This window comes from Microbacterium sp. UFMG61 (assembly GCF_015354505.1).
Lineage (GTDB): Bacteria > Actinomycetota > Actinomycetes > Actinomycetales > Microbacteriaceae > Microbacterium.
Map to the genome: position 1 here is coordinate 19,514 of NZ_JACAFP010000012.1, position 16,897 is coordinate 36,410.

The window sequence follows — 16,897 nt, forward strand, 5'->3', positions numbered from 1 at the left end:
CCTGAGAGTGAAGGAGAACGATCATGCGCGCATTCGTGCTCACGAAGTACAGGCAGCCGCTCGAGCTGAGAGAGACCGCTGAACCGGATGTCGGTGACCGAGACGTCCTGATCCGGGTAGAGGCCGTCGGACTCAACCAGCTGGACGAGAAGATCCGCGCGGGCGAGTTCGCGCAGATCCTGCCGTACTCGTTGCCGGTCGTGCTCGGCAACGACGTCGCCGGCACCGTGATCCGCGTCGGCGGACTCGTCGAGTCGTTCCGGCCGGGCGATCGGGTGTTCGCGCGTCCCGACGAGCGCCGCATGGGGGCGTTCGCCGAACGCCTCGCGGTCGCCGAGTCGGATCTCGCTCTCGTGCCGACCCGCATCACGGCGGCAGAGGCCGCATCCCTGCCGCTCGTGGCGCTCACGGCCTGGCAGGCGCTGGTCGAGCGGGGTCGGGTAACGCACGGTCAGAAGGTCCTGATCCACGCGGGCGCGGGTGGTGTCGGCTCGATCGCGATCCAGCTCGCGAAGCATCTCGGAGCCACCGTCGCGACGACCGCGAGCGCGGCCAACGCCGACTTCGTCCGCCGCCTGGGCGCCGATGTCGTGGTCGACCACCGCACCGAGGACTTCGAAGAAGTGCTCTCGGACTACGACCTCGTGCTCGACAGTCTCGGCGGCGAGAATCTCGAGAGGTCGCTGCGTGTACTGAAGAAGGGCGGTCTCGCGATCGGGATCTCGGGGCCTCCCGACCCCGCGTTCGCGAAGCGCAAGAAGCTGAACGTCGTGGTGCGGCTCGCGATCGCCGCGCTGAGTCGAAAGGTCCGGCGCCAGGCGAAGCGCCTCGGAGTCAGGTACGAGTTCCTGTTCATGCGTGCGGATGGCGCCCAGCTGAGCAGCATCGCGACTCTGGTGGATGACGGGGTGATCACGCCCGTCGTCTCGAAGACGTATCCGTTCGAGCAGATCCCTGCGGCGCTCGCCGATCTCGCGGCCGGTGGTGGTCGGGGCAAGATCGTGGCGACGCTCGAGAGCTGAACGAGCAACCGGCTCTGCACCTTCCGCCGAATCGGGTGAGGAGGCGCAGAGCCGGCATCCGCTCATCTCAGCTGCTGCGGCGGATGGCACGCACTCCCACGACGAGGCCGATCGCCGCGACGGCCACAGCCGAGATCCAGCCCCACAGCACGGTCGCATCGCCGAGGTCGCCGGCGAACAGCGCTCGCTCTGCCTGCACGACCCAGTTGACAGGGTTGACCGAGGCGACCGCGCGCATCCACGCCGGGCCGTCATCGAGCGGCAGCAGCATGCCCGAGAGGATCAGCAGCGGGAAGATCAGCGACTGCTGCACGCCCCAGAACAGCCACTCGCGATCCTTCGTGGCCAGTGCCAGCGAGTACGACAGCGAACCGAGCCCGACGCCGAAGACCGCCAGCAGGGCGAGTCCGATCAGCAGTCCGGGCACGTTGATCGCGAACCCGAACGGCCAGGCGATCAGCACGATCACGAGCGCCTGCACGACGATCGGCGCGATCTCCTTGAGAGCCCGTCCGACGAGCAGCGACGAGCGGGCGAGGGGAGCGACCAGGGTGCGCTCGTGCGAGCCGGTCATCATCTCGTACTGCAGGTTCGACCCGGTCGCTCCGGTGCCGAACAGCACGATCATCACGAGCACACCCGGCACGAACCAGGCCAGGGTCTCGCTCGCCGGCTGACCCGAACCGCCGATCAGCAACGGCGCGAAGAGGCCCAGGAAGACGAGCGGCTGCAGCAGGCTGAAGATCAGCGTGAAGGGGTCGCGCAGCACGGGCTTGAGTTCGCGAGTGAGTACGTTCTTCGTGTCGCGCACGAGGTTCGCCCGCACGAGGGTGTCGGTGGTCGTGTCGGTGGTGGTCATGAGAGGACTCCTGTCTTGTCGTTCTCGCTGGTGTCGGCTGCGGCGTCCGCGCCGGTCTCGGATGCGTCGCCGCCGCCCTCGCCTGCTTCGCGCAGTGTGCGCCCGGTGAGGGCGAGGAACACGTCGTCGAGAGTGGGAGGCACTCCGGTCGCCCGGCGGACGAGGATGCCGGCGGCATCCAGTTCGCGCACGATCACCGGCAGCAGCTGATCGCCGTCGGGGACGGCGAGCGACACCGAGTCGCCGTCGATGGCCGCATCGGCCGTGCTGAGCCGTGCGATGACGGGGCGCGCGGCCACCGCATCCGCCTCGCTCGCGAAGCCGAACGTGAGCACGTCCCCGGCGAGGGTCGCTTTCAGCGACGCCGCGTCGTCGTCGGCGATGATGCGGCCCTTGTCCATGACCATGACGCGTTCGGCATAGCGGTCGGCCTCTTCGAGGTAGTGTGTCGTGAGGAACACCGTCGTGCCGTGCTGCGTGCGGAGGTCGAGGATGTGCTCCCAGAGATTCGCTCGGCTCTGCGGGTCGAGGCCCGTCGACGGCTCGTCGAGGAAGATCAGCGGCGGGGCGTGCATGAGTCCGAGCGCGATGTCGAGCCGGCGCTTCTGCCCGCCGCTCAGCTGCTGCACCGTGCGGGTCGCGAACGACGCGAGGTCGAGCGATTCGATCAGCTCGTCTGCTCTGCGGATGCTGTCGCGCCGGGTCATGCCGTAGAACGCGCCCTGGCTCAACAGCTCGTCGCGCACGCGCTGCGAGAAGCTCCCGCTCGTGAGCTGGCCGACATAGCCGATGCGGGCGCGCACTCCGGCGGCATCCGTGTGGATGTCGTGGCCGACCACCCGGGCGGTTCCCGACGTCGGAGGGATCAGTGTCGTCAGCATCCGCAGACTCGTGGACTTGCCCGCGCCGTTCGGACCGAGGAACGCGACGAGCTCGCCGCGGACCGCGGTGAAGGAGAGATCGGTGACTGCGTGCACCGGCGTCTTCTTGACGGTGAAGACCTTGGTCAGGCCCTCGGTTTCGATGATGGATTCGTTCGACATGCTCAGAGACTACGAATCAACCAGGACAGATTCTGTCCGCAATATCTGGCAATCTGACATCATGTCCGACACCACCTCTCGCGCTCTCGCGCTGCTCAACCTGCTGCAGACGCACCGGCACTGGCCCGGGACCGAGCTCGCCGGCCGACTCGGCGTCACCGAGCGCACCGTGCGCCGCGATGTCGACAGGTTGCGCGAGCTCGGGTACCGGGTCGAGTCGACGCCGGGTGCGGCCGGCGGCTACCGCCTCGAGGCCGGCAGTGCGGTGCCGCCGCTGCTGCTCACCGACGACGAGGCCGTCACGATGGCCATCGGCCTCCGGGTCGCGGCGACGCAGCAGCTCGTGGGAGGTGCGGAGGTCACTATGACCGCACTCGCGAAGCTCGAGCAGGTGCTCCCGACGGCGCTGCGGCAGCGGGTGAACGCGCTCGCCGCCTCCGTGCAGCCGTCGCGGATCGGTGATGGGCCGGTCGTGTCGCCGGCGGTATTGGGCGAGATCGCGATGGCGACGCGCGACCACGAGCGACTGCGCATGCGGTACGTCGACGGGGCGGGGGCCGAGAGCATCCGACGGGTCGAACCGCACGCCCTCGCTCCCTCCGGACGCAAGTGGTTCCTGCTGTGCTGGGATCTCGATCGTGACGACTGGCGGACGTTCCGCGTCGACCGCATCGTGTCGGTCGAGCACACGCGGGTGCTGTTCACCCGTCGCGAGATCAGCGAGGACGAGATCGAGGAGCGCGTGCTGATCGCCGCGTCGTGGACTCCGCAGAAGATCGAGGCGGATGCCGTGATGGACCTGCCGCTGTCGACCATGGAGGCCGTGTTCGGCCCGTGGTCCGACGGGGCGACGGCAGAGGGCGAGGACCGCACCCGGTGGCCGTTCGGCGGATCGGACTGGCGGGAGGCGATGTACGCGCTGCTCTGGATCCCCGAGGGCGTCGAGTACACGACGAGTCTCCCCGAGCCGCATCGCGCGGAGCTCACGGAGGCGGTGGAGCGGCTGCTGCGGGCACTCGATGCGCCCGCTCCCGCCTCACGCGGGTAGCTGCCCGCGCGCGACGAGAGAGGGCGGATTCGCGTCATCCCACCGCTGGAAGGTCTGCACCCACCAGAACGTCGCGAACAGGATCAGGGCGACGGCCTCTCCGAACAGCACCACAGGCGTCTCGCCGAAGGTCTGACGGAAGAGCAGAGCGACGACGAGCAGCAGCAGGTCGGCGATCAGGAGCCCCGCGATCCAGCGGTAGATCGATCGTTGGCGCGGAGTGGGTGGGGTCTCGCCGGGCTCGAGCGGGCCTCCGGCGTAGAGGATCGGGACGGCGGCGAACACCCCGAAGAACACCAGGGTCACCGCGAAGTGGATGCTGTGCACCGGCCAGAAGTTGAACGGGAAGTGCTCGTTGAGTGCGGGCCAGAACGCGAGCGCCACGACGACGACCGCGGTGATGACGGCGATGACCGATACCAGGCGAGCGGAACGGTTCGGGGTGCGGGTGCGGCGTCGGATCGCCGCCATCGTCACCACCACGGCCACGACCACGATCGCGTAGACGGCGATCCCGGCCTTGGCGGTGCCGATGCTCGCCGAGGGAATGCAGTCCGCCGTGTCTGGGCAGGCGAGATGGCCGATCGCGCGAGAATCGGCGAGCCCGGTCGGGACGATCGCGATGAGCGGCGCGAACACCGCGCACACATCGAGCAGGGTCGTCGCCCGGCTGCGTCCGGAGAGGGCGAGGAGTACGACGGATGCCGCGATCAGCGCTCCGACGAAGATGTCGCGCGCCGGGGTGTAGAACGCGTGACTGATCGAGGCGAGCGGGTGCCAGCCGACGATGAGCGGCTCCCACGTGATGACGATGCTCTGCAGAGCCACGCTGACGAGCAGGGTGAAGACGATCAACACGAGGGAGAGCCGCAGGTAGCGGTGGGTCTTCTGTCCGGTCGTCGCGGGGGACTCTGCGGCTGCCATGAGGCGACCGTACACCGCAGCGCGGACGGAGCCGGATGACGCGGCGTGACGCTTCCGGACACGCGGCGACTCACTCTGTCAATCCCCGCAACGATCCTGGTGTTCCGGTGTGGCGCGAGGTAACGTCATCCCCATCGCGGCGATCCGGGCGGTCCCGGGCCTCAGCTCATATCTGACGGCGTTGCGGGTTCGACTCCCGCCGTCGCGTCCACTCTGTCCGGATCCGGATGCCCGGTCAGCCCCCTGAGCGGCGGCCGCGGTGCAGACGCTCGACGGTCTCGCCGGCGGCGACTCCGACGAGAACCACCGCGCTCGTGATCGACAGCGTGAGGGCGTTGACGGTGAAGCCCGCGAACCCGACACCGGCGAGCACGACGAGAGCCGCCAGACCGATCAGCTGAGCTCGCACCCAGCGCCCCTCGAGCACGCGACGGAACAGCGCCGTGCCGGTGAGGAAGAGGATCGGTGCGCCGACGACGACGACCGTCGCCGCGAGGCCGCGCTGGTCGGGAAGCGCGAGCGTCTCCTTGTCGCCCACGCTCATCAGGACGATGCCGGCGATGATGGGCAGATGCACCCAGGTGTACGCGGTGCGGGCGAGCCGGGCAGGCTCCTCTGAGGCCTCGATCGCCTCGGCGCCGACGCGTTCGCCGTGATCGAAGTAGATCCACCAGGCCGCCGCTGCAGTGACGAACGCCGTCGACATCGCAGCGATGGATGCGGCGGACGATTCCTTCTCGACGAACGCGAAGCCGGTCACCAGCAGGCCTTCGCCGAGCGCGATGAGCACGAAGAGGGACGTGCGCTCGGCGATGTGCGGACCGGAGAGATCCCAGGAGCGCAGCTGGACCTTGCCCCACCCGGGCACCGGGAAACCGAGCACCGTTCCGAGCAGTTCGAGTGCCAGCGCCGCGGCCCACAGTGGCAGCTGCCATTCGAGGGGCAGCAGTGCGCCGACGATCCACAACGCGCCTCCTGCGACCGTCCAACACAGGATGCGCGAGAAATCGCGGGCCACGCGCCGATCGTGACGGGCTGTCGCCCACACGATGAAGGCCGTGCGCCCGACCTGGAGCACCACGTAGGCGATCGCGAACGCCCACGCGCGATCGCCGAAAGCCTCGGCGATCGAGACGCTCATCACGAGAGCCACGAAGGCGAGTGCGATCACCGCCCCGCGCACCGGAAGCTTCACGGGGTCGAGCCAGTTCGTCACCCAGGTGGTCGACACCCAGGCCCACCACAGTGCGCACACCATGATGACGCCCTCGAAGGCGCCCAGAGGAGTCTGGTTGTCGTAGAGGTAGGCCGACAACTGGGTCAGCGCGAGGACGAACAGGAGGTCGAAGAACAGCTCGACGTACGTCACTCGATCCGCGCGCGGAGAATCCGTGGGGCGCAGCACGTCGCGGGCCATCCCGAATGCCATGGGACCATCCTGGCATCGCTGATCGAGACCCGGACGCGCTCGCTCTGAAATGGCGCGTCTGCAGAGGTTCGTGATCCCCGAGAACGGTGTCCTCGGGATCGCGGGTGCTTATCCCGAGTGCGCGGTGAGCGCCGCCTCGACCGGAGCCCACCCGTTCTCGAGCACCGCGAACCCGGCCTCGAGGATGCCGAGCTGGTCGTCGTTCTCGTTGACGAGCAGCTGCATCTGCAGCACGAAGCGCGAGTACACGCGGATCTCGGCGGTGGGGTCGTCGAGCCCGAGCTCGTCGGCAATGGCCTCGGCGAGTGCATCCTCGTGGCGGAGCCACATCTTCGCGGCGTAGTCGCGCAGGGCCGGCGTGTCGTTGAGAAAGCGCAGGAAGATACGGGTGACGTCGTTGCCGTGCTCGTCGATGTTGGCACCGACCTCGGCCGTGTAGAAGGCGCGGATCGCACGGTTGATCGTCACGCCCTCCGCGCGACCGCGCACGGCGGAGACGAGGCGATCGCGCTGCTCGTCGTCTTCGTCGAACACGAGCGCCTCCTTCTGGGGGAAGTGCGCGAACACTGTGGTGGGGGAGACGTCGGCGGCATCCGCGACCTCCCGGATGCTGACGTTGTCGAAACCCCGCTCCAGGAACATCATCGTGGCGACGTCGGAGATCGCCTTGCGGGTCGCCGCCTTCTTGCGCTCGCGGCGTCCGAGGGGTTCGGTGTTCGACATTTCTCCAGCGTATCGCGGACTTGATACAAAACTGGCTTGACAACAAAACTGGTATTGATACAGTTCCGGAGTGACATCACCGAACCCCACGCTCGCGCGCAGCGAAAAGCGCGCCTGGATCATGCTCATCGTGCTGACGATGCTCACCGTCATCGGTATGACCGTCGTGCTCCCCGTCCTCCCCTTCGTCGTGCTGCAGTACGTCTCGCAGGAGGGAGACCTCGCGATCTGGGTCGGCGTCCTCGAAGCGATCAACGGCCTCTGCGCCTTCCTGGTCGCCCCGTTCCTCGGCCGCCTGTCCGACCGCTTCGGTCGGCGACCCGTCATCATCGCGGCCGCGTTCGGCGCGGCATTCGCCATGACGCTGTTCGGCATCGGCGGCGCGATCTGGGTTCTCGTGCTCGCACGGGTGATCCAGGGCCTCACGGCCGGCGACCTGCCGGCGCTCTTCGCCTATCTCGCCGACATCACGCCTCCCGAGAAGCGTGCGCAGCGGTTCGGTCTGCTCGGGGCGCTCTCGGGCATCGGCATGATGATCGGGCCGGCTGTCGGCGGCCTCCTCGCCGCCGTGAGTCTGCAGCTCCCGGTCTTCCTCACAGCCGCCGTCAGTATCGTCATCGCGATCCTCAGCATCTTCCTGCTCCCCGAGAGCCTGAAGCCCGAGAACCGCATCGCGCGGATCCGCACGCGCGAGATCCAGCCCTTCGCCGTCTTCACGAACGCGTTCGCACGCACGGAGCTTCGGGGGCTCATGATCGGCTTCGGTCTGCTCGCTCTGCCGTTCGGCTTCTTCGTCAACAACTTCAGCGTGCTCGCCCTCGACTCGATCCAGTGGGGTCCCACGCAGATCGGTCTGCTCACGGCAGGCGTCGGCATCATCGACATCCTCATCCAGGGCGTGCTGCTCGGCATCCTGCTCCCTCGCATCGGCGAGCGCGGCGTGATCGTGAGCGGCATCATCGCCCAGATGATCGGGTTGGTCGGACTCGCGGTCGTCGCCTCGATCTTCGCCCAGCCGTGGGTCTTCATCGTCGGCGCGCTCATGCTCGCCGCCGGGCAGGGCGCCTCGACCGCTGCTCTCGACGGAGCCATGTCGAATGCGGTCGGCGACGACGAGCAGGGCTGGCTGGGTGGCGCGACGCAGTCGCTGAACGCGGCCATGGGCACGGCTGCACCGCTGATCGCGGGCGCGCTGTACGCCACGGTCAGCCACGCGGCGCCGTACTGGCTGGGTGCTGCGCTCATGGTGATGGCGGCGATCGTCGTCGGCCGCGCGCACATCGCGAACACCGCGAAGCGGGGGCACGTCGAGAGCGCGGAAGACGCTGAACCCGCCCTCGCCCACGCCGACAGCTGAGCCCGTCCCGCGCGAGCGGCCTGAGCCCCGGCGATCCCGGAGCGCGGGATGATGGATGCATGCCCACGCCCCACCGTCCCGGTCTCCGGGTCTCGGCGAACCTCACGATTCCGGAGTCCGAGCTGTCGTGGCGGTTCTCGCGCTCGTCGGGGCCGGGCGGGCAGGGGGTGAACACGGCCGATTCCCGAGTGGAGCTCGTGTGGGATGCCGCGCACTCCGCCGTGCTCTCACCGCATCAGCGCGACCGCATCCTCGACCGCCTGAACGGCCGGCTCGTGAACGGCACGATCACCATCGCGGCATCCGAGTACCGGGCGCAGCTGCGCAATCGCGACGCCGCACGCGAACGACTCGTGAGTCTCGTCGCCGAGGCGCTCCGCCCGCCGGCGCCGCAGCGCCGAGCGACGAAGCCGAGCCGCGGGTCGAAGGAGCGGCGACTGACCGCGAAGAAGCGCCGGACCGATGTCAAGCAGATGCGCAAGCCGCCGCGCGACGGCTGACGCGACCGATGCGGACGGCGGGTCAGTCCTTCGTGCCGCGCACCAGCTCGAGACCGGCCCCCGCGAACTGCCGCAGTGTCGCATCCGGCAGGAACGCCCGGGTGAGTGCGGTGCCGATCGCGGCGAGGTCGCTCTCGTCGCGGAACAGCAGGTACATGGTCTCGTAGCGCGGGTGGAACTTCTGCTTGAAGCGGTGCAGCGAGCCGAAGCCGTAGACCGGTTCGAGGGCATCGGCGAGGCGGTCGCTGAGAGCCGCGATCATGCCCGCGTCCGGCGGATAGTCGTGGGCCAGGGGAGCGCCCGACAGCGACATGATCTCGGCACCCTCCTCCGAGAACTGTCGGGCCGATGACCCGATCAGATACTCCATGACCGGCGCGAAGCCGCCGTCGCGCCGCCGCATCAGGTCGAGGGTCCATCCGCGGATGCCGCCGCCGTCGCCGTACACGGGCAGCCACGACAGGAACCCGTCGACGTCGCCGTTCGGCGCGAGGGCGAGGGCGAGCCGCACCTCGGGATCTTCCGCCTCGTCCAGGGTCCCCAGCGTGAACCGCATCTCGGGCAGGTCCTTGTCGCCGACCCAGGCTTCCGAGATCGCACGCAGCTGCTGTCGCACGCCCCATGGCTCGTCGGCCAGTCGGGTCATGCGGAACGTCATGTCTTCGCGACCCGCGCGATTGAGCGAGCTGCGCACCGAGTTCCAGCGCTTCCCGGTGAACTCGAGCCCGGGCAGATCGACGATCGTATCGTCTGCGACGACCAGACTCCGCCAGCCCTCCGGCACCGCATCGCGGGTCGCGTCGTCGGCGCTGAAGAAGCACGGAACGAGCCCGGCCAGCTCGGCGGTGCGGATGAACTCCGCGACGGCGTCGGCGCGCGCACCCGCGGGGCCGATCGGATCCGCGAGAGCCAGCGCCACACCGGCGCGGCGCTGGTAGGCGACGATGCCGCCGGCAGTGCGCGCGTAGCTGTTGCCGTCCCACGTCGTCATCCACGACAGCGTGCCGCCGCCGTGAGCGCGCAGCGCGGTCTTGACATCGTCGACGGTGGGGGCGGGCTGGATTCCGAGGAGCGACTTGCGCTTCGCCCGGAAAGCCCGGCGCACCGCGATCATGTACGCGAGCATGATCACCCACAGGAAGCCGTTCGCCAGGGCGAGCTCGGTCTCGCCGTCCCAGCGCAGATCGATGTCGGCCTGCGAGAAGACGGTGATGAGGATCAGCACGAGTGCGGCGATGACGATGTTGAACAGCCCGAGCAGGATCACCAGCACCCACGACCAGCGGCGTCCTCGGCGGAGGCCGGTGATCAGCACGCCGATGACGACCAGATCGATGGCCAGATCGATGAACCCGCCGGAAGCGGGTTCGGTGGGGCCGAAGGGTCCGTCCGTGGCGACGAGGGTCGTGATGATCTCGACGGCGCCCAGCACCAGCAGTGCGACCACGGCGATGAGGCGCTGCTCGCGCACGGTGGTCCGCTGCACGCGCAGGGTGCGGTCGGCGAACAGGATCAGCAGCACGGCGAGCAGGTGCTCGAGGTCGGCGACCGCGCCCCAGAACAGCATCGCGATGAACACGAATCCGAGCAGCACGAGCCACCCGCGCACCCGCCACGGCGGGCGGAAGAGGCCGACGGCCGCGGCGATGCACGCCATGGTTCCTCCGGATGCGCCGACGTCGAGGGCCTGGGCCTGGGCCTCGGCCCACGCCCACGGGAGCTGCGACGCGAAGGCGAGCAGCAGCGCCGTCGCGAACATCGCGAACAGCTGGCCGATCCAGTAGTACGCGAGGGCGACGCGGCTGCCCCGGCGGAATTCGAGGTACGCCATTCCCCAGAACCCCGAGATCGTGAAGAGGTAGACCCAGGGCGCGTTCACGAAGAAGGTGCCGGTGAGGGGCGTCCACCACTTGCCGTCGAGGAAGTTCGGCAGCCCGTACGCGACGGTCTCGAACAGCGGTGTGTCTTCGAAGGGACGCCACAGTCCCTGCCACGCCACGCCGACGATCAGGATGAGCAGCACCATGGTCAGCGTCGCCGGGATCCGCCGCACGACGGCGAGAACGGGATGCGCGGGGGTTCGCGTCTCGGTCATGCGCTCAGCGTAGCGAGGACCCCGCGCCGCGTGGAGTGCGCCGTCGTGGCGAACAGTGGCTCCACGCCCACCGGAATCCCACACCGCCGCAGACCATGAAGCACGCTGCGGCGATACGGGATCCGTGGGCGGCAGATCTGCGCTCCGTGATTCCGCTCGGCCCCGATACCGCCTTGAATGGAGTCATGCCCGACGACTCCCGCCTCCGCTCTATGACATCGTTACGACGTGCGGCGGTCGCGCTCGCCGCGGCATCCGCATCCGTCGTCCTGCTGGTGTCGTGCACTGCCGAGCCGACCACGACGTCCGTGCCCGCGCCGGAGTCGTTCGTCGAGGGGCTCGACGCGCCCTGGTCGATCGCGTTCCACGACGACGTGGCTCTGGTCAGCGAGCGTGACACGGCGCGGGTGCTCGAGGTCGCCGACGGCGGCGAGACGCGCGAGATCGGCGTGATCGACGATGTCGAACCCGGCGGCGAGGGCGGTCTGCTCGGGCTCGCGGTGCACGACGGCGAGCTGTACACCTACTTCACCGCGACGGACGAGAACCGCGTCGAGCGACGGGAGATCCGCGGAGAGGCCGGCGATCTGTCGCTCGGCGAGCCGACCGTCGTGATCGACGGCATCCCCGCGGCGGGGAATCACAACGGCGGACGCATCGCCTTCGGTCCGGACGGGATGCTGTACGTCACGACCGGCGATGCGGGCGATCGCGACAGCGCCCAGGATCTCGATGCGATCGCCGGCAAGATCCTGCGCCTCACACCCGAGGGGGAGGTCCCGGCGGACAATCCGTTCGACGGCTCGCCTGTGTACAGCTACGGTCACCGGAACCCGCAGGGCATCGCCTGGGATGCCGACGGCGCGATGTACGCGAGCGAGTTCGGACAGGACACGTGGGACGAGCTCAACGTGATCGAAGCGGGAGGCAACTACGGCTGGCCCGAGGTCGAAGGCCTCGCCGGTGACGACGACTACATCGATCCCGTGCAGCAGTGGTCGCCGGATGCCGCGAGCCCGAGCGGCATCGCGGTCACCGGATCCGACGTCCTGGTGGCGAACCTGCGCGGCGAGCGCCTGCGCAGCGTGCCTCTCGACGATCTGTCCGAGAGCGCCGAGCAGTTCGTCGGCGAGTACGGTCGTCTGCGCGACGTCGTGGTGGGTCCCGGGGGCGCGTTGTGGATGCTCACGAACAACACCGACGGGCGCGGAAGCCCCACTGACGGCGACGACCGCATCCTGATCCTCGGCCGCGACTGAGCTGTGCGGCCCGAGACCCGAGGTTCGCCGCGAGACCCACCGCCACGCCGGGGGTCTCGCGCGCGATCTCCGGTTTCAGCTCCCGGCGGCGCAGGCGCATCGACGGATCGGTCATGGTCCGCGCAGTCTAACGATCGGGTGTCGGAAAGCGATCTCAGCCCTCTCAGCGCCGCTCGACCGATCCGCCCCGCGCACACCCGCCTACACTGGAGGTGTGGCGAGACTGTTGATCGTAGGCGGCTTCCTGGCCGCCATCTTCTGGGTGTACAGCATCGTCGACTGCGCCGTGCAGCCGTCGACGCGGCACCGCGGCGTGCGCAAAGCCGTCTGGGTCGCGATCGTCGTGCTCATCCCGGTCATCGGCGGCATCCTCTGGTTCGTCATCGGCCGCCGTCGCGCGAACGACCCGGGCGACGCCATCCGCGTCACCGGTCCCGACGACGACCCGACGTTCCTGCGCACCATCAGCAAGAGCGAACAGGATGCGCGCATCCGCCGCCTCGAAGAGGAACTCGCCCGCCTCGAAGACGAGACCGACGACGGCGCAGCGCCGGACCCGCGTCCGTGACGGCATCGCCCGCTGCGGAGTCTCCCGCGACGGATGCCGCAGCATCCCTCATCGCCGACCTCATCGCGCACGGCGTGCGCGATCTCGTGCTCTCACCCGGATCCCGCTCGCAGGCCCTCGCGCTCGCCGCGGTGCACGCCGCGAACCAGGGGCACCTTCGTGTGCACGTGCGCATCGACGAGCGCGTCGCGGGCTTCACCGCCCTCGGCCTGTCTCGCGAGAGCGGGGCACCGGCGGCGGCGATCTGCACCTCGGGAACCGCCGCCGCGAACCTCCTTCCTGCCGCGATGGAGGCCTTCCACTCCGGCGTGCCGCTGCTGCTGCTGACGGCCGATCGTCCGCCCGAGCTCCGCGGTGTCGGTGCCAACCAGGCGACCGTCCAGCCGGGCATGTTCTCGCCGTGGGTGCGCGAGCAGATCGACGCCCCCGTGCCGGGCGACGGCGACTGGTCGGGGCTGGGCGCCCGCGCGGTCGAGATCGCGATGGGTGCGGATGCTCCGCACGGCCACCCCGGCGTCGCCGGGCCCGTGCACCTGAACCTGCCGTCGCGCGAGCCGCTGTCGGGTCTGATCCCCGCGATCCGGGTCGCGCCCGGTGAGGTTCCGCACCCCGTGCTCGCAGCCCCCCTGGTGCTCGACCGAGGTCCGCGCACCGTCGTGATCGCCGGAGCCGATGCGGGTGCGGATGCCGAAGAGGTCGCGCACGCCGGATCGTGGCCGCTCATCGCCGAGATCGTCAGCGGCGCGCGTTTCGGTCGCCAGGTCGTGCACGGCTACCGTGCGCTGCTCGGCGACGCCGACCTCGGCGGGCGCATCGAGCGCGCGGTCGTGCTCGGCCATCCGACTCTCAGTCGCGAGGTCACCCGTCTGCTGTCGCGCGCCGACGTCGATGTGGTCGCGGTGCGCCGCGGCGGAGAAGACCTCGACCTCAACGGTCGCACCACGCCTGCGGCATCCGTCGCCGTCGCGTCCGGCCCCGCCGATCGCGAATGGCTCGGGGCGTGGCTCACGGCATCCGCCGCCCGCGCCGTCGATCTCAGCGAGCGAGCTCCCGATCCTGAAGGGCTCGCCTCGACCGACTTCGCCGCCCGCCGCGACGCCGTCAAAGCCGAGCTCGAGGCCGTGCGACGTCCGCTCGACCGGGAGCTGCTGGTGGATGCTGTCTGGCGGGCGACCTGGCCGCATGACCGGCTCGTGTTCGGGTCGTCGCGACTGGTGCGCGTGGCCGACGGCGTACTCGGCGGCAAGAAGGTGCCCGTGCACGCGAACCGCGGGCTCGCCGGCATCGACGGCACGATCGCGACGGCGACCGGCATCGCCCTGGCCAGTCAGGCAGGGGGAGCGCCGGGTGTCACGCGTGTGCTGCTCGGCGACCTCGCCTTCCTGCACGATGTCGGCGCGCTGCTGCTGCCGCCCGACGAAGACGAACCGCGCCTGCAGGTCATCGTCGGCAACGACGGCGGCGGCACGATCTTCGACGGGCTCGAAGTGGCATCCACCGCGGCCCGCGCCGACCTCGATCGCGCGTTCTACACCCCGCACACCGTGCGGCTCGAGCAGCTCGCCCTCGCCTACGGGTGGGAGTACCAGCGCATCACCACCCGCACGGCTCTCGATCAGGCGCTGACCACCCCGGCCGGCGGGCGTCAGCTGATCGAGGTCCCGCTCACGCGCTGAACCCTCGCGACGTTGTGGTCCGCCGCGCGCCCGGGCAGGATGAACGGATGAATGCGCACGCGTGGTCCCAGATCCTGCAGGTGGGCGACGGCTTCCGTCTCGCTGACGTCGATCCGTCGAGCACGCCGGGCTATCACGGCAAGAAGGCCGACGGAGCCCGTGATCTCGCAAGCGGTCTCGACGAGCTCAACGACCTGCAGGAGCGCCTGTTCGCCGAGAGCCGGGTCGGGGTCGCGAAGGACTCGGTGCTGCTGATCCTGCAGGCCATGGACTCGGCCGGCAAGGGCGGGATCGTGCGGCACGTCGTGGGCGGGGTCGATCCACAGGGCGTGGCGCTCACGGCGTTCAAGGCGCCGACCGACGAGGAACGCGCCCACGACTTCCTCTGGCGGGTCGCGCCGAGACTGCCTCAGCCCGGCTACATCGGCGTCTTCGACCGCTCGCATTACGAAGACGTGCTCATCGGGCGGGTGCGCTCGCTCGCCCCGGCCGACGAGATCGAGCGTCGCTACGACGCGATCAACGACTTCGAGGCGCAGGCGGCGGCCGCGGGAACCCGCATCGTCAAGGTCATGCTGCACATCTCACCCGACGAGCAGAAGTCACGGCTCATGGAACGTCTCGACCGGCCGGACAAGCACTGGAAGTACAACCCCGGCGACGTGGACGAGCGTCTGCTGTGGGACCGGTACATGGCCGCCTATCAGACGGTGTTCGAGCGCACCTCGACGTCGGTGGCACCCTGGCACGTGATCCCGGCGAACCACAAGTGGTACGCGCGTCTTGCCGTGCAGGAGCTGCTTCTCGCCGCGCTGCAGGGCATCGACCCGCAGTGGCCTGCCGCTGACTTCGATATCGCGGCCGAGAAGAAGCGCCTCGCCGCGAGCTGAGCTGCGGGCCGCGTTCACAAGTCAGCATGATCGCGGCAGGGTCGGCCGGATCGCGCCCGTCAGAGCCCGCCGTTCACGATTCATGCTGAATCGTGAACGCGGCGTCGCGGGCACTCAGGCGAGCGCGTCGACCAGCGGGCGGAACTTGACCCGGGTCTCGAGCAGTTCCGATTCAGGATCCGACCCCGCCACGATCCCTGCCCCCGCGTAGGCGGTGACGGCGAGTTCGGCGCCCTCGCCGGCGGTCGCGAACTGTGCGCAGCGCAGTGCGATGGCCCACTCTCCATTGCCGGCGGCATCGACCCAGCCGACCGGGCCGGCGTAGCGCCCGCGGTCGAACGGCTCCAGCTCGCGGATCGCCGCGATGGCCGCGGGGGTCGGTGTGCCGGCGACGGCGGCGGTCGGATGCAGCGCGCCCACCAGATCGAGCGACGAGCCGCCATCGGCCAGTTCTCCCTCGACGTCGGTCGCCAGGTGGAAGAGATTCGGGAGCTTCAGCAGGAACGGCTGCTCGCTCGCGGCGAGGACCCGTGTGTGCGGGCGCAGTGACGCGAGCACGCTCTGCACGGCGTACTGGTGCTCGTCGAGATCCTTCGTGCTCGAGGCCAGATGAGCGGATGCCTCGGTGTCGGCATCCGCGTCGGCGCCGCGTCCGATCGTCCCGGCCAGCACGCGCGCGGTCACGGAGCGCTCCTGCACGGTGACGAGGGTCTCGGGGCTCGCGCCGATCAGTCCGTCGACGGCGAACGCCCAGGTGTCGGGGTAGCCGGTCGAGAGCGCGCGCACGAGTCTGCGCAGGTCCGACCCGGCCGGGATGCTGCCGGTGAGGTCGCGCGCCAGCACGACCTTGCTCAGCTCACCCGCGGCGATGCGCTCGAGTGCGCGTCTCACGGAATCCTGATATCCCTGCGGACTCTGGTCGCCCGGACCCACCGTGCCCGCCCAGTGCGGCCCATACTCCTGCGTCTCGGCATCCGGGAACACGCCAGCGGTGTCGGTGCCGGTGTCGGTGTCGGTGCTGGCCGTGCGTCGGATGCTCGTGACCCACGTCCGCCCGCGGTGCCTGCCGACGATCAGCGACGGCACGATCAGCACGCTGTCCGCCGCCGAGTCCTCGTCGAACGTCAGCGCTCCGAAGGCCACGAGCCCCGTGCCCGGCAGTGTCAGGGGGTCGGTGATCTCGGCATCCTGTGCGAGGTCGCGCCATGCGGTCGCGATCGCCTGGGATCGCAGCTGCTCCGTGCCCGCGGGAACCCTGATGGTCGCCACGATGCCGCCGTCGACCGCCACGATGCCGTCGCCGCGGCGCAGCCACGCGAGGGGATTCGCCGGGTCGGCATAGGCCAGGAGATCCTCGACCGGATCGATCTCACGAGTCTCCACGACCAGCCTGCTGCTCACCTCTCCAGCCTAGTTCCCCTGTTCCCGACCGGCCTCGCCGCGGCGCAGGACGTAATCGGTCGAGACCGCCCTTCCGTCGCGAGACCCGCGACCGCGACAGGGG

The 16,897-nt window shown here is 69.5% G+C and carries 15 protein-coding genes and 1 pseudogene; 9 read left to right on the forward strand and 7 right to left on the reverse strand.

Going from position 1 to position 16,897, the window contains the following annotated elements; all coding sequences use genetic code 11:
- Positions 1-23: 23 nt before the first annotated feature.
- Positions 24-1,022, forward strand: a complete 999-nt coding sequence (locus IXW21_RS15055; protein WP_194765076.1) for an NADP-dependent oxidoreductase — start codon at positions 24-26, stop codon at positions 1,020-1,022.
- Between the two features lie 67 nt (positions 1,023-1,089).
- Here the strand turns inward: IXW21_RS15055 and IXW21_RS15060 are convergent, their stop codons facing one another.
- Both IXW21_RS15060 and IXW21_RS15065 read right to left on the reverse strand, forming a co-directional pair.
- Positions 1,090-1,881 carry an ABC transporter permease gene (locus IXW21_RS15060; RefSeq protein ID WP_194765077.1) on the reverse strand — a complete coding sequence of 264 codons (792 nt, stop codon included), beginning with the start codon at positions 1,879-1,881 and terminating at the stop codon, positions 1,090-1,092.
- Positions 1,878-2,924, reverse strand: coding sequence for an ABC transporter ATP-binding protein (locus IXW21_RS15065; protein WP_194765078.1), 1,047 nt, complete (start codon positions 2,922-2,924; stop codon positions 1,878-1,880). Before IXW21_RS15065 ends, IXW21_RS15060 begins: the two co-directional genes overlap by 4 nt.
- A 61-nt stretch (positions 2,925-2,985) precedes the next feature.
- Between IXW21_RS15065 and IXW21_RS15070 the strand changes: the two genes are divergently transcribed.
- Positions 2,986-3,972 carry a helix-turn-helix transcriptional regulator gene (locus tag IXW21_RS15070; protein WP_194765079.1) on the forward strand — a complete coding sequence of 329 codons (987 nt, stop codon included), beginning with the start codon at positions 2,986-2,988 and terminating at the stop codon, positions 3,970-3,972.
- Here IXW21_RS15070 and IXW21_RS15075 read toward each other — a convergent pair.
- Positions 3,961-4,896, reverse strand: coding sequence for a hypothetical protein (locus IXW21_RS15075; RefSeq protein WP_194765080.1), 936 nt, complete (start codon positions 4,894-4,896; stop codon positions 3,961-3,963). The genes IXW21_RS15070 and IXW21_RS15075 overlap by 12 nt on opposite strands.
- Positions 4,897-5,031: 135 nt before the next feature.
- Here IXW21_RS15075 and IXW21_RS15080 point away from each other — a divergent pair.
- Positions 5,032-5,107 (forward strand): annotated as a pseudogene (locus IXW21_RS15080).
- Positions 5,108-5,131: 24 nt separating this feature from the next.
- On the opposite strand, the gene IXW21_RS15085 reads toward IXW21_RS15080, so the two are convergent.
- Together IXW21_RS15085 and IXW21_RS15090 are read right to left on the reverse strand one after the other, a co-directional pair.
- Positions 5,132-6,325 carry a low temperature requirement protein A gene (locus tag IXW21_RS15085; protein ID WP_194765081.1) on the reverse strand — a complete coding sequence of 398 codons (1,194 nt, stop codon included), beginning with the start codon at positions 6,323-6,325 and terminating at the stop codon, positions 5,132-5,134.
- 108 nt (positions 6,326-6,433) lie between these two features.
- Positions 6,434-7,048, reverse strand: coding sequence for a TetR/AcrR family transcriptional regulator (locus tag IXW21_RS15090; RefSeq protein WP_194765082.1), 615 nt, complete (start codon positions 7,046-7,048; stop codon positions 6,434-6,436).
- A gap of 70 nt (positions 7,049-7,118) precedes the next feature.
- On the opposite strand from IXW21_RS15090, the gene IXW21_RS15095 reads away from it, so the two are divergent.
- Positions 7,119-8,405: an MFS transporter gene (locus IXW21_RS15095; RefSeq protein ID WP_323742272.1), complete on the forward strand. Its 1,287-nt coding sequence runs from the start codon at positions 7,119-7,121 to the stop codon at positions 8,403-8,405.
- A 59-nt stretch (positions 8,406-8,464) separates the two neighbouring features.
- Entirely contained in the window at positions 8,465-8,905 is a 441-nt protein-coding gene (arfB, locus tag IXW21_RS15100; protein ID WP_194765083.1) for an alternative ribosome rescue aminoacyl-tRNA hydrolase ArfB, read from the forward strand.
- A gap of 22 nt (positions 8,906-8,927) precedes the next feature.
- On the opposite strand, the gene IXW21_RS15105 is transcribed toward arfB, so the two are convergent.
- Positions 8,928-11,000: a bifunctional lysylphosphatidylglycerol flippase/synthetase MprF gene (locus tag IXW21_RS15105; protein WP_194765084.1), complete on the reverse strand. Its 2,073-nt coding sequence runs from the start codon at positions 10,998-11,000 to the stop codon at positions 8,928-8,930.
- A 212-nt stretch (positions 11,001-11,212) separates the two neighbouring features.
- Between IXW21_RS15105 and IXW21_RS15110 the strand changes: the two genes are divergently transcribed.
- The 4 genes from IXW21_RS15110 (at position 11,213) to IXW21_RS15125 (ending at position 15,393) form a co-directional block, all read left to right on the forward strand.
- On the forward strand, positions 11,213-12,259 hold the full coding sequence (locus IXW21_RS15110) for a PQQ-dependent sugar dehydrogenase (RefSeq protein ID WP_194765085.1): 1,047 nt from the start codon (positions 11,213-11,215) through the stop codon (positions 12,257-12,259).
- Positions 12,260-12,473: 214 nt separating this feature from the next.
- Positions 12,474-12,827: a PLD nuclease N-terminal domain-containing protein gene (locus IXW21_RS15115; protein WP_194765086.1), complete on the forward strand. Its 354-nt coding sequence runs from the start codon at positions 12,474-12,476 to the stop codon at positions 12,825-12,827.
- Positions 12,824-14,503 carry a 2-succinyl-5-enolpyruvyl-6-hydroxy-3-cyclohexene-1-carboxylic-acid synthase gene (menD, locus tag IXW21_RS15120; protein WP_194765087.1) on the forward strand — a complete coding sequence of 560 codons (1,680 nt, stop codon included), beginning with the start codon at positions 12,824-12,826 and terminating at the stop codon, positions 14,501-14,503. Before IXW21_RS15115 ends, menD begins: the two co-directional genes overlap by 4 nt.
- A gap of 47 nt (positions 14,504-14,550) precedes the next feature.
- Positions 14,551-15,393 (forward strand): polyphosphate kinase 2 family protein, encoded by an 843-nt coding sequence (locus tag IXW21_RS15125; protein ID WP_194765088.1) that lies wholly within the window; start codon positions 14,551-14,553, stop codon positions 15,391-15,393.
- Between the two features lie 114 nt (positions 15,394-15,507).
- Here the strand turns inward: IXW21_RS15125 and IXW21_RS15130 are convergent, their stop codons facing one another.
- Entirely contained in the window at positions 15,508-16,794 is a 1,287-nt protein-coding gene (locus IXW21_RS15130; RefSeq protein WP_194765089.1) for an isochorismate synthase, read from the reverse strand.
- Positions 16,795-16,897: the final 103 nt, after the last annotated feature.

Bases quoted from the DNA above. Each gene is read 5' to 3' on its own strand.
- IXW21_RS15055 (WP_194765076.1), top strand. From the start codon at position 24: ATGCGCGCATTCGTGCTCACGAAGTACAGGCAGCCGCTCGAGCTGAGA.
- IXW21_RS15060 (WP_194765077.1), bottom strand. From the start codon at position 1,881: ATGACCACCACCGACACGACCACCGACACCCTCGTGCGGGCGAACCTC.
- IXW21_RS15065 (WP_194765078.1), bottom strand. From the start codon at position 2,924: ATGTCGAACGAATCCATCATCGAAACCGAGGGCCTGACCAAGGTCTTC.
- IXW21_RS15070 (WP_194765079.1), top strand. From the start codon at position 2,986: ATGTCCGACACCACCTCTCGCGCTCTCGCGCTGCTCAACCTGCTGCAG.
- IXW21_RS15075 (WP_194765080.1), bottom strand. From the start codon at position 4,896: ATGGCAGCCGCAGAGTCCCCCGCGACGACCGGACAGAAGACCCACCGC.
- IXW21_RS15085 (WP_194765081.1), bottom strand. From the start codon at position 6,325: ATGGCATTCGGGATGGCCCGCGACGTGCTGCGCCCCACGGATTCTCCG.
- IXW21_RS15090 (WP_194765082.1), bottom strand. From the start codon at position 7,048: ATGTCGAACACCGAACCCCTCGGACGCCGCGAGCGCAAGAAGGCGGCG.
- arfB (WP_194765083.1), top strand. From the start codon at position 8,465: ATGCCCACGCCCCACCGTCCCGGTCTCCGGGTCTCGGCGAACCTCACG.
- IXW21_RS15105 (WP_194765084.1), bottom strand. From the start codon at position 11,000: ATGACCGAGACGCGAACCCCCGCGCATCCCGTTCTCGCCGTCGTGCGG.
- IXW21_RS15110 (WP_194765085.1), top strand. From the start codon at position 11,213: ATGACATCGTTACGACGTGCGGCGGTCGCGCTCGCCGCGGCATCCGCA.
- IXW21_RS15125 (WP_194765088.1), top strand. From the start codon at position 14,551: ATGAATGCGCACGCGTGGTCCCAGATCCTGCAGGTGGGCGACGGCTTC.